The organism is Steroidobacter sp., from assembly GCF_016790065.1.
Lineage (GTDB): Bacteria > Pseudomonadota > Gammaproteobacteria > Steroidobacterales > Steroidobacteraceae > Steroidobacter.
Genome location: NZ_JAEUPY010000113.1, coordinates 1 through 11,951, shown reverse-complemented (window position 1 = coordinate 11,951; position 11,951 = coordinate 1). Strand labels below are relative to the sequence as shown.

Below are 11,951 nucleotides of genomic sequence, written 5' to 3'. Positions count from 1 at the left end.
GCAAGAACTGGCGGCGCATTATCCCGAGCTGTCGAGCGAGACGATTCAAGAGTGCATAGTGCGCGCCGAAGGGTATCCGCTGTTCTTGGATCAGTTGCTCCGCTCTGCGAGCGCCGGTCAACACACGCTACCCGGTTCGGTGCGCTCGCTGGTGCTGTCACGCGCCGACAGTTTGTCGGAGAAAGATCATCTGGCGTTGGAAGCTGCCGCCGTACTGGGTCAACGCACCGAACTCGCCATCGTGCGCCGGATGATTCGCGACCAAGATTACGAACCCGAGAAGTTGATCGCGACGACACTGGTTCGCAGCGACGGCGTCGAGCTGGAGTTCGCGCACGCACTGTTCCGGGATGCCATTTACGAATCCACGTTGAAATCGCAGCGGCGCAACTTGCATCGAGTCGCCGCGGATTGGTTCGCATCGCGCGACCTGTCGCTGCACGCCGAACATCTGGCCGCCGCTGATGACGAGCACGCCGCGGCTGCATACATCCAAGCCGCCGAAGCCGAACGCACAGCGCTGCGATTCGAGAACGCGCTCAACCTGGCCAACAAGGCCAGCGCCGTAGCGCGCGAGCCCATCATGCTTCACCGAACGAGCGTGGTGCTGGGTGAGCTGCTGCTGCATCTCGGCCGCACTCACGACGCACTCGCCGCTTATCGTGAGGCGTTGGATTTTGCGCTCGATCAGGCAGGACATGGCGCCGCGTGGTTTGGCATCGCCTCGGCGTTGCGAGTCATGGATCGACACGAAGAAGCACTCGATGCGCTGGAGCGGGCTCAAAGCGCGCTGGGCGAGACCGCCGACTCACAAACGCGCGCTCGCATGGCAACGCTCCACGGTAACCTGTGTTTCCCGCTCGGCCGTTTCGACGCGTGTCTGCAAGCGCACCAACAAGCTTACGACTATGCTCAGGAAGCCAACTCGCCGCTCGAACTGGCACGCGCCTTGGGCGGCTTGGGCGATGCTCACTATCAACGCGGCAACATGCTCACTGCCCGCAAGCACTTCGCACAGTGCGTAAAGGAAGCGCGAGAGCACGATTTGATCAGCGTGCTGCTCTCAAACCTGCCCATGCTGGGCATCACTCAAAACTACAGCGGTGAGATCGCTGCCGGCCGTGCGACCTTGCAGGAAGCGCTGGAGATTTCTCGCCGGGTCGGCGACCCACGCAGCGAGTTGATCTCGCTGATCTGCTTGACCTCGGGACTCACGCTCCAAGGCAAGACCGAAGAGCGCCGCGCCTTGGCCAAGCAAGCGATGCAGCTGGCCAAGCAGCTGAGCGCGCGGCGCTTTCACGCCGAGTGCCTGGGCATTCTGGGTGGCTGTTTGATGATCGATGGCGATCGCAGCGAAGCTTTGCAGTTGGTTGAAGAAGGGCTGCAGCTCGGCCGTGAAATGGGCATGTCCTATTGCGGGCCGTCGCTGCTCGGCACGCTTGCTCGCCTGACGCCCGACCCAGCGCAACGAGCAGCCGCACTGGAAGAAGGCGAGACCTTGTTGGCGGCCGGCTGCGTAAGCCACAGCTATTTCGAGTTCTACTATCACGCCATGGAAGTCAGCATCGAGCAAAGCGCGTGGGAAGCAGCCCGTCGTTACGCCAACGCTCTTGCCGAATACACAGCGGATGAACCGTTACCGCCCACGTCACTGCAGAGCGACCGTGCGCGCGTACTGGCGGATGTGGGTGAGAACATCATCACTGCGCAGACTCCGTCGAGCTTGGAAGCATTGAAGCAACGTTGCCGCCAGATGGATGCGGTAGCGCTGATTCCTGCCATCGACGCGGCGCTGGCGCTGGTAGAGCGCACCCCTACAGCGTGACGACCTGTCGCACCGTCTTGCCATCGGCGAGGCGGTCGAAGGCGGCGTTGATCTCTTCCAGCGCGATGGTCTCGCTCAGCAGCCTATCCACTGGCAGCTTGCCCGCGCGATACATGTCGATGTAACGAGGGATGTCGCGAGCCGGATCGCAGCTGCCCAGATAGCTGCCTTTGATGGTGCGCTCTTCCGCAACGATGCCCACGTGCGGAATCGAGAATAGATGCTGAGGGTTCGATAGCCCTGCGGTAACCGTCGTGCCACCGCGCCTCGTAATCTTGTATGCGAGCTCCATCGCCTTCACCGAGCCAGCCATTTCGAACGCGTAGTGCACGCCACCGCGAGTGGCATCACGAATCTCTTCGACGGCGGTGGGATCGCTCGCCTTGACGGTATGAGTCGCGCCCATGGATCGGGCGAGCTGCAGCTTCTCATCGCTCAAGTCGCAAGCGACGATGAGGTTCGCACCAGCCATGCGCGCGCCCAGCAGCGCTGCCAGCCCTACTCCGCCCAGACCCACGACGGCGACGCTGTCTTCGGGCCGAACTTGCACCGTGTTGGTAACTGCGCCCACGCCTGTCATCACCGCACAGCCAAACACGGCCGCCTCGGCGAACGGCAATGTCGAATCGACTTTGACCAACGACTCTCGCGCCACTATCGCGTAGTCCGCGAACGCCGATACGCCGAGGTGATGATTCACAACCTCGGCGCCTCGATGAATGCGACGCGTGCCACGCAGGAGCGTGCCAGCCGAGTTCGCTTTGAAGCCCGGCTCGCAAAGGGCGGGCCGGCCCGATGTGCATGGCTCACAAGACCCACAACAAGGAACGAACGCAGCGACCACGTGATCGCCCACTTTCAAGTTCGTGACTCCCGCGCCGACTTCGACCACTTCGCCCGCGCCTTCGTGACCGATGGCCATGGGCATGGGACGCGGCCGATCGCCGTTGATCACGGAAAGATCCGAGTGACACAAACCAGCCGCCCGCATGCGCACCAGCACTTCGCCCGGGCCGGGCGGATCCAGCTCGACTTCCACGATTTGCAACGGCCGACTCTGCGCGTAAGGCCGTGGCAGGCCGATCTCAGTCAAAACTGCGGCGCGGGTTTTCATCTTGGGATTAAGACGGTTGGCGCGCAGAAAAGGAAGCCAAGAAATGACAAAGGCCCGACTGTTATGACTGATACGCCGCGCCGGTCTTGGCCTTCACTTCTTCCGCCGTCACACCGGGCGCCAGCTCGATCAGCTTGAACGGCGACTTGCGGTCCGGCCGGGCGAACACAGCCAGCTCGGTGATCAGCATGTCGACCACGTTGGCACCGGTCAGCGGCAGATCGCAGTTGGGCTTGAACTTGGCCGCGCCGTCCTTGGACGTGTGCTCCATCACCACTACGACGCGCTTCACGCCCGCGACCAGATCCATCGCGCCGCCCATGCCTTTGACCATCTTGCCTGGCACCATCCAGTTCGCCAGATCGCCGTTCGCAGCCACTTCCATGCCGCCGAGAATCGACAGGTCGATGTGGCCGCCGCGAATCATGCCGAAGCTGTCGGCCGAGGAGAAATAAGAAGAGATGGGCAGCTCGGTGATGGTCTGCTTGCCGGCATTGATCAGATCGGGATCCTCTTCGCCTTCATAGGGAAAGGGGCCCATGCCCAACATGCCGTTCTCCGACTGCAGCACCACCTTCATGCCTTCGGGAATGTAGTTGGCCACCAAGGTCGGAATACCAATTCCGAGATTCACATAAAAACCGTCTTTGAGTTCACGCGCCGCGCGGGCGGCCATTTGATCGCGAGTCCAGGGCATGGGAATAACCTATAAATTCAGTGGGTGAAAGACGAGCGAGCTTCAGACCGCCGTGCGCTTACGCACCGTGCGATGCTCGATGGTCTTGAGATAGTCCGTGCCCTTGACGATCCGCTGCACGAAAATGCCCGGCGTGTGAATGCCATCCGGCTCCAACTCACCGGGCTCCACCAACTCTTCCACTTCAGCGATGGTGATGCGGCCGGCGGTCGCCATCATCGGATTGAAGTTACGTGCGGTCTTGCGATAGATCAGATTGCCTTCGGTGTCGCCCTTCCACGCCTTCACCAAAGAAATATCGGCAGTCAGGCCGGTTTCCAGAATGTATGTATCGCCGTTGACGACGCGCGACTCCTTGCCTTCTGCCACCAACGTGCCCGCGCCGGTGCGGGTGTAGAAACCATAGATGCCAGCACCGCCAGCTCGAATGCGTTCCGACATGGTGCCCTGAGGCGTGAACTCCAGTTCCAGCTCGCCGGCCAGGTACTGACGTTCGAACTCTTTGTTCTCGCCCACATAAGACGAAATCATTTTTTTGATCTGGCGGGTCTTGAGCAGCTTGCCCAGGCCGAACTCATCGACGCCGGCGTTGTTGGAAACCACCGTCAAGCCTTTCACGCCGGAGTCGCGCAGCGCCAGAATCAAATTCTCCGGAATGCCGCACAGGCCGAAACCGCCGGACATCACAGTGATGCCGTCGCGGACGATTCCCTCGAGGGCCGCACGGGCGCTCGGGTACACCTTCGATGCATTTGTCATGGAAAACCGCTCGAACAGTTAAGTTACCGGCCGGTATTGTACTCGCCCGGCCGGCGCACAGCACTGCTGTGCAGACTTGGGGCCTGCGAAAAACTGTGTCAGGCGCGGCCGGAGTCCGGCTTTTTACGGCAAAATGCCGGGATGAGCTCCGCCACCGCCACGCCCCGCCGCCAGGACTTCAAAGTGTTGCGTTCCATGCCGACGCGCTGGAACGACAACGATCACTACGGTCACGTCAACAACGTCGTGTACTACTCGTACTTCGACTCGGCGGTGAACGGCTATTTGATCGAAGCCACGGGCGTGGACACGCGTGAGCTGCCGGCCATCGGCTTGGTCGCGGAAACAGGCTGCCGTTATCTGAAAGAATTGAGCTTTCCGGACCGGCTGGAAATCGGACTGCGCTTGGAGAAGCTCGGCACCAGCAGTGTGATTTATCAGCTAGCCGTGTTTCGCAGCGGCGATGACGAGCCGGCTGCAATCGGTCGCTTCGTGCATGTGTATGTGGATCGCGAGCACCGCCGGCCAGTAAACATTCCGGACGTCGTGCGCACTGCGCTAGCGAAGTTGTAACTACACGTGAGGCGCTGCGCCAGATGCGCAGCGCCTCGCAGTTACCTCAAGCCGCGTCGGCGTCCGAATCCGGGTCGTAACCCAGGTTCGGCGACAACCAACGCTGCGCCTCGTCCATCGAGAGCTTTTTGCGCGCGGCGTAATTTTGCACCTGATCGAGATCGATCTTGCCGACCGCGAAGTAGTGCGAGCCCGGATGCGAGAAGTACCAGCCGCTGACTGCCGCGGTCGGATACATCGCGAACGACTCGGTGATCGTGATGCCGGCGTTGGTATCAGGCTGCAACAACTGCCACAGCGTCGCTTTCTCAGTGTGATCCGGACAAGCCGGATACCCTGGCGCCGGACGGATGCCGCGATAGTCTTCCTTGATCAGCTGATCGTTGGTGAAACGCTCTTCAGGCGCGTAGCCCCAGAACTCGCGACGCACGCGCTCATGCATACGCTCAGCGAACGCTTCGGCGAAGCGATCGGCCAATGCCTTGAGCATGATGCTCGAGTAGTCGTCATGCGCTTTCTCGAAACGCTCCAGGTGCGGCTCGATGCCCAAACCAGCCGTGACTGCGAACGCGCCAATGTAATCGCGACGGCCTGACGACTTCGGCGCGATGAAGTCCGACAACGCATCGTGCGACTGACCGGTCGGCTTGCCCTTCTGCTGGCGCAGGAAGTGCAGCTTGGTCAGCACTTTGGTGCGCGACTCGTCGGTGTACACCTCGACATCATCGTCATCGACACTATTCGCCGGGAACAGACCGATGACACCGCGCGCCGTCAGCCAACGCTCGCGCACTGCTTGTTTCAGCATGCGACGCGCATCGGCGTACAAATTGCTGACCTGCTCGCCGATCACCGGATCGGTCAGAATGTCTGGGAACTTGCCGCCGAATTCCCAGGCATTGAAGAACGGCATCCAGTCGATGTAGCGCGTCAGATCTTCGAGCGAGAAATCATCGAAGGTACGAATGCCCAGGAACTTGGGCACCGGCGGCGCATACGTATCCCAGCCGCCGTTGAACTTGTTGGCGCGCGCCTGAGCAATCGTCAGCTGCGGGCCCTTGGTCTTCTTGCCGGCGTGCTGTTCGCGACGATTGGCGTGCTCTGCCTTGGTCTTCTCGACGAACTCACGGCGCAACGCCGCTGTGACGAGTTGCTGACACACACCGACCGAGCGCGAAGCATCTTTCACGTACACGACCGGGCCTTGGTACTGCGGATCGATCTTCACCGACGTATGCGCAGGCGACGTCGTCGCACCACCGATCAACAGCGGCTGACTGAATCCTTGGCGCTGCATCTCGCGCGCCACGTGCACCATCTCATCGAGCGACGGCGTGATCAGGCCCGACAGGCCGATCATGTCTGCATTCTCGCGCCGCGCCGTTTCCAGGATGCGCTCGGCCGGCACCATCACGCCCAGGTCGATGACTTCGAAGTTATTGCACTGGAGCACCACGCCGACGATGTTCTTGCCGATGTCGTGCACATCGCCCTTCACGGTCGCCATGATGATCTTGCCGTTGGAGCGCGACACCTGCCCGGTCCTGGCCTTCTCTTCTTCGATGAAGGGAATCAAATGCGCCACGGCCTTTTTCATGACGCGCGCCGACTTCACGACCTGCGGCAGGAACATCTTGCCGCTGCCGAACAAATCGCCGACCACGTTCATGCCGTCCATCAACGGACCTTCGATAACGTGCAGCGGCCGCTCGGCCTGCTGCCGCGCCTCTTCGGTATCGGGAGTGATGAATTCGTCGATGCCCTTGACCAGCGCGTGCTCGAGACGCTTTGCCACCGGCAGACTGCGCCAGGCCAGATCTTCGGCCTTCTTCGCACCGACCTCGCCCTTGAAGCGCGCAGCGATTTCCAGCAGTCGTTCAGTCGAGTCCGCGCGACGATTCAAGATCACGTCTTCGACGCGCTCACGCAACTCGGGCTTGATGTCTTCGTAAATCGCCAGCTGACCGGCGTTGACGATGCCCATGGTCATGCCGTTCTTGATGGCGTAGTACAGGAACACCGAGTGCATGGCTTCGCGCACCGGGTCGTTGCCGCGGAACGAGAAGGAAACGTTACTGACGCCGCCGCTGATGTGTGCGTACGGGCAGGTCTTCCGGATCTCCGCGGTGGCCTCGATGAAGTCCACCGAGTAGTTGTTGTGCTCCTCGATGCCGGTGGCCACGGCAAAAATATTGGGATCGAAAATGATGTCTTCGGCCGGGAAGCCGGCTTCCTCGGTCAGCAGCTTGTAGGAGCGCTGACAGATTTCCACCTTGCGCGTGACCGTGTCCGCCTGACCTTGCTCATCGAACGCCATCACCACGACGGCCGCGCCGTAGGCACGCACCTTCTTGGCATGCTCGATGAACGCCGCCTCACCTTCCTTCATGCTGATGGAATTGACGATGCCCTTGCCCTGAATCCGCTTCAAGCCCGCTTCGATGACGGTCCACTTGGACGAGTCGATCATGATGGGCACGCGCGAAATGTCGGGCTCGGAGGCGATCAGGTTCAGGAAGCGCACCATGGCCGCTTCCGAATCCAACATGCCTTCGTCCATGTTGATGTCGATGACTTGCGCGCCGCTGGTCACTTGCTGGCGGGCGATGTCGAGCGCGGCGTTGTAGTCGTCCGCTTCGATCAGCTTGCGGAACTTGGCAGAACCGGTGACGTTGGTGCGCTCGCCGACGTTCACGAACAAACTATCGGGACCGATGTTCAGCGGTTCGAGGCCCGACAAGCGGCAGCGTTTCTCCAGCACCGGTGGCTTGCGAGGCGTCACGCCTTCGACTGCTTCACGAATGTGTTTGATATGATCCGGCGTGGTGCCACAGCAGCCGCCGACGATGTTCACAAAACCGCTGGTCGCAAACTCTTTGACCAACTCGGCCGTTTCGCAGGCCACTTCGTCGTATTCACCGAAAGCATTCGGCAAACCGGCGTTCGGATAGGCGCTGACATAAACATCGGCGATGCGTGACAGCTCTTCGATGTAAGGGCGCAGCTGCTTGGCACCAAGCGCGCAATTCAGACCGATCGCGAGCGGTCGCGCGTGACGCACTGAGTTCCAGAACGCTTCGGTGGTTTGACCCGAGAGCGTGCGACCCGACGCGTCAGTGATCGTGCCGGAAATGATGATGGGCAAATCGAGCCCGACTTCATCCAACGCCGCGCGGGCGGCAAAGATGGCGGCCTTGGCATTGAGCGTATCGAAGATGGTCTCGATCAACAGAATGTCGACGTCGGCTTCGATCAACGCACGCGCGCCGATCAGGTATGTCTCCGACAGCTGATCGAAGTCGATGTTACGAAACGCCGGATCGTTGACGTTGGGCGACAGCGATGCCGTGCGATTGGTTGGGCCCAACGCGCCGGCAACGAACTTCACTTCGCCGGTCTTGGCGTAGTGCTCATCAGCCGCTTGGCGCGCGACTTTGGCACCGGCCAGATTGATCTCGCGCACCAGATGTTCCATCTGGTAGTCGGCCTGCGACGAGTAGTTGGCGGTGAAGGTGTTGGTCTCGACGATGTCCGCACCCGATGCCAGGTACTTGCTATGAATCGCCTTGATGATCTCGGGCTGCGTCAGCACCAGCACGTCGCTGTTGCCTTTCAAATCGCACGGCCAGTCCTTGAACCGTTCGCCGCGATAATCGGCTTCGGTGAGCTTGTAGCCCTGAATCATGGTGCCCATGCCGCCGTCGAGCATCACGATGCGCTCGGTCAACAGCTGGTGCAGCTTCGCCACTCTTTCGGTGCGGTTCATTCGATAGTCCTCAGCCCGCCGCCGCTTGCGCCAACACCGGCCGCACGCCCAGCGCGTGACAGATGGCATAGCTCAGCTCGGCACGATTCAGCGTATAGAAGTGGAATTCTTCGACGCCGTGCTTTTGCAGTTCCTGTACTTGTTCGATGGCCACCGCAGCCGCAATCAGCCGGCGCGTATCGGCATCGTCATCGAGACCGTCGAAGCGATGCGACAGCCACTCCGGCACGCTGGCCCCGCAACGCTGCGCCATGCGCAACATCTGAGGGAACCGAGTGATGGGCAGGATGCCGGGCACGATGCTGGCCTTGATGCCTTGAGCCACGCACTGATCGCGAAATCTCAGGAACAGACTGGTGTCGAAAAAGAACTGAGTGATGGCGCGATCGGCGCCGGCATCGATTTTCGACTTCAAATTGGTGAGTTCGAAATCCGCGCTCGGCGACTCCGGATGCGGCTCCGGATACGTGGCCACGGAAATCTCGAAGTCAGCCACCGACTTCAATCCTTTCACCAGATCGACGGCGTACGCGAACCCTTCCGGGTGCGGCACATACTTCGTCGTTCCCTGCGGCGGGTCACCGCGCAACGCCACGATGTGACGAATGCCATTCGCCCAGTAATCGCGCGCGATATCTAAGATCTCTTCGCGCGGCGCACCGATGCAAGTCAGGTGCGGAGCCGCAGTCAACGCGGTTTTCTTCTGCACCTTGGTCACGATGTTGTGAGTACGCGCGCGCGTCGAGCCATCGGCGCCGTAAGTCACCGATACGAAGCGCGGCTGCAACGGCGCGAGGCGTTCGACCGACTCCCATAGCGTTTGCTCCATCGCCTCGTCCTTCGGCGGGAAGAACTCGAACGACACCGTGGGCCGGCCGCGCAGCTTGCTCAAGCTGTTGCCGAGCTGGTCCTTGAGCTTCTCGATTGACATGAATGGTTCCTCAAGTCCTTTCAATGATGAAGACGCGGCTTCATGCCGCCGCCGTGCTGCGCGCCACGCGTCGACCGATAGCCACGAGCAAATGCCCTGCTTCGGTGTCCACGGGACGCACGCGGGAAACTTCCAATCCGACTTTGCCGAACCATTCGCGCAAGGTGGCGATGGGATTCGCGGGCGATGCCGCGATCAGCGAGTCGAAGTCTTCGATGATCACGGCGCGTCCGCCGTGCTTCAATGTTCGTGCGATTTCTGCGAGCGCCGCTAGCGGACGCTCAGCTTCGGCGAGCACACGCTCGGCGACTACTGTGTCGAACAACGGCGCTGCGAAGGGCAAGTCATACATGTCGCCTCGCTGCAGCTCGCAGTGACTCAGTCCTGCGCCGTGCACCTTCGTCCTCGCGACCTTCAGCGCTTCGCTGGAAAGATCCACGCCGACCGCGCGCGTGGCTTTCGCACCGAGCAGCTTCAGGATGTGGCCCGAGCCTGTGCCCACGTCGAGCAACGCGCCGATGGGCTCACTCGCCAACTCTTCCACGACGGTGGCGTCGACCAGGTCGGACGTTGTCTTGAGCGGCTCTTCATCATCCGCCAGCTGATCTGCCGCGCGGCGACCTCGCTCGGCGATGACCTCTTCCATCTTTCGGCGGTCTCTTCGGAGGACGTCGTCCTCTTCATCGACCAATGCCAGCAGCTGCCACACGGTATCTCGCGCCTCACCCGAGGCCGGCGCGCGGTAGTAGACCCACAGCTGCTCACGGAATCGGTCCAGCAAGCCGGCGTCGCAGAGGAGCTTCAGGTGTCGCGACACCCGCGGCTGACTCTGCCCGATGACCTCGCCGATCTCGCCCACTGTCAGCTCCGCTCGCGCCAATAGCGCCAACATCCGCAGCCGAGTGGGCTCGGCGGCAGCTCGCAGCGCTGAAACGGCGGATAGGAAGCTGGGCATCTTGCTGATTTCGGGTCGGCGGCTAAGGACTTAAAGATATAAAGATATCTTTATATGGACGCGCAGCACTATACCTGAGGCGGGTTGGGGCTGTCATCGTCTGCGCGGATTAGGCCGGGCGGCGCTTTGAGTTTCGCCTCATCGGCCTTACGGAACAGTGGGTTAGGCGACCGGCTTGGGTTGCCGGCCGGGTTGGTCAGTGGCTGAAATCGTTGATGACCGTGATGCCGGCGCCGCGGAAGCTGTCCATGTCGGCCAGGATGGCCGCGGCCTGGCTCAGCGGAATGCTCTTTTCGACCAGCCGCTGGGGTTGCACCCGGCCGGTCAGGATCAGGTCGAGCATGGCGTCGTAGCGATGTGCCTGCATGCCATGACTACCCATCACCTGCAGCTCCTTCGCGATGACCATTCCCATCGGCACCGGCGGGTCGGCGTGCGCGCCGAGCATCAAGCCCACTTGCACGTGCCGGCCCTGCGGCCGGAGACATGCAATTGAGTTGTAGCAGGTGACGCGGCTACCGAGCGCGTCCATCGAGGCGTGAGCGCCGCCTTTTGTGTGTTCGACGATTGCGGCTTTGACGTCTGCCGTCGCGAGGACGCCGATCTCGGCGCCGAGTTTGCGAGCGAAGTCGAGTTTGGCTTGGTCGATGTCGACCGCGATGACTCGCGCGCCCATCGCGTTCGCAATCATGATTGCCGAGAGGCCGACACCGCCGCAGCCATGAATTGCCACCCACTCGCCTGGTTGCACCCTAGCTTGATCGACTACCGCCCGGAATGATGTCGCGAACCGGCAGCCCAGACTCGCTGCGGTTACGAAGTCGATTTCACTTGGGAGGTTGACCAGATTGATGTCCGCGTAGTCGATCGCGACGTACTCGGCAAATGAGCCCCACGCCGTGAAGCCCGGCTGGAACTGCACTGCGCAGATTTGCTGTTGGCCTTTTGAGCACTGCTCACATTTTCCGCAGCCACTCACGAAGGGCACAGTGACGCGGTCACCTGCTTTGAATCTCGTGACGCTTGCGCCGACCGCGGTTACGACGCCCGCTAGTTCGTGGCCAGGGACATGAGGGAGCTTGATGTCGGCGTCGTGACCCATCCAGCCGTGCCAGTCGCTGCGGCAGATGCCTGATGCTTCCACTTTAATAACGACGCCGCCCGGTGTTGGCGTTGGATCGCGGACGTCTACGCGGTTGAGAGAGCCACCGAATTGTTCGAAGAGAACAGCCTTCACGGAGAACCTCGGACACCCTGAGCTAGAGAGCGTAGCTATATCACGCCGCTGTGGTTAGCTGTCGGCTCGGCAAGAGAAAGCCGTTTCCCACGGG

9 protein-coding genes are annotated in these 11,951 nt (G+C 61.2%); 2 read left to right on the top strand and 7 right to left on the bottom strand.

Annotated elements, in window-relative coordinates:
* Positions 1 to 1,825 (top strand): tetratricopeptide repeat protein (locus JNL55_RS04820; RefSeq protein WP_293850075.1); only part of this gene is annotated, 1,825 nt, incomplete at its 5' end.
* Here JNL55_RS04820 and JNL55_RS04815 read toward each other — a convergent pair.
* The 3 genes from JNL55_RS04815 to JNL55_RS04805 form a co-directional block, all read right to left on the bottom strand.
* Complete coding sequence (locus JNL55_RS04815) at positions 1,815 to 2,939, bottom strand: zinc-dependent alcohol dehydrogenase family protein (protein WP_293850073.1); 1,125 nt, start codon at positions 2,937 to 2,939, stop codon at positions 1,815 to 1,817. The two genes, JNL55_RS04820 and JNL55_RS04815, sit on opposite strands and share 11 nt — an antisense overlap.
* Before the next feature lie 61 nt (positions 2,940 to 3,000).
* Entirely contained in the window at positions 3,001 to 3,636 is a 636-nt protein-coding gene (locus JNL55_RS04810) for a 3-oxoacid CoA-transferase subunit B (protein ID WP_293850071.1), read from the bottom strand.
* 42 nt (positions 3,637 to 3,678) lie between these two features.
* Positions 3,679 to 4,395 carry a CoA transferase subunit A gene (locus tag JNL55_RS04805; protein WP_293850069.1) on the bottom strand — a complete coding sequence of 239 codons (717 nt, stop codon included), beginning with the start codon at positions 4,393 to 4,395 and terminating at the stop codon, positions 3,679 to 3,681.
* A gap of 141 nt (positions 4,396 to 4,536) precedes the next feature.
* Between JNL55_RS04805 and JNL55_RS04800 the strand changes: the two genes are divergently transcribed.
* The gene (locus JNL55_RS04800; RefSeq protein ID WP_293850067.1) at positions 4,537 to 4,968 is read left to right on the top strand and encodes an acyl-CoA thioesterase; all 432 of its coding nucleotides are present in this window, start codon (positions 4,537 to 4,539) and stop codon (positions 4,966 to 4,968) included.
* Between the two features lie 46 nt (positions 4,969 to 5,014).
* Here the strand turns inward: JNL55_RS04800 and metH are convergent, their stop codons facing one another.
* The 4 genes from metH to JNL55_RS04780 form a co-directional block, all read right to left on the bottom strand.
* Entirely contained in the window at positions 5,015 to 8,734 is a 3,720-nt protein-coding gene (gene metH / locus JNL55_RS04795; protein WP_293850065.1) for a methionine synthase, read from the bottom strand.
* A gap of 10 nt (positions 8,735 to 8,744) precedes the next feature.
* The gene (gene metF, locus JNL55_RS04790; protein WP_293850062.1) at positions 8,745 to 9,665 is read right to left on the bottom strand and encodes a methylenetetrahydrofolate reductase; all 921 of its coding nucleotides are present in this window, start codon (positions 9,663 to 9,665) and stop codon (positions 8,745 to 8,747) included.
* Between the two features lie 40 nt (positions 9,666 to 9,705).
* Complete coding sequence (locus JNL55_RS04785; protein ID WP_293850060.1) at positions 9,706 to 10,620, bottom strand: ArsR/SmtB family transcription factor; 915 nt, start codon at positions 10,618 to 10,620, stop codon at positions 9,706 to 9,708.
* 196 nt (positions 10,621 to 10,816) lie between these two features.
* Complete coding sequence (locus JNL55_RS04780) at positions 10,817 to 11,857, bottom strand: zinc-dependent alcohol dehydrogenase family protein (protein WP_293850058.1); 1,041 nt, start codon at positions 11,855 to 11,857, stop codon at positions 10,817 to 10,819.
* Positions 11,858 to 11,951 lie beyond the last annotated feature (94 nt).

Coding starts and splice junctions, on each gene's coding strand:
- JNL55_RS04815 (WP_293850073.1), bottom strand. CDS start 2,939: ATGAAAACCCGCGCCGCAGTTTTGACTGAGATCGGCCTGCCACGGCCT.
- JNL55_RS04810 (WP_293850071.1), bottom strand. CDS start 3,636: ATGCCCTGGACTCGCGATCAAATGGCCGCCCGCGCGGCGCGTGAACTC.
- JNL55_RS04805 (WP_293850069.1), bottom strand. CDS start 4,395: ATGACAAATGCATCGAAGGTGTACCCGAGCGCCCGTGCGGCCCTCGAG.
- JNL55_RS04800 (WP_293850067.1), top strand. CDS start 4,537: ATGAGCTCCGCCACCGCCACGCCCCGCCGCCAGGACTTCAAAGTGTTG.
- metH (WP_293850065.1), bottom strand. CDS start 8,734: ATGAACCGCACCGAAAGAGTGGCGAAGCTGCACCAGCTGTTGACCGAG.
- metF (WP_293850062.1), bottom strand. CDS start 9,665: ATGTCAATCGAGAAGCTCAAGGACCAGCTCGGCAACAGCTTGAGCAAG.
- JNL55_RS04785 (WP_293850060.1), bottom strand. CDS start 10,620: ATGCCCAGCTTCCTATCCGCCGTTTCAGCGCTGCGAGCTGCCGCCGAG.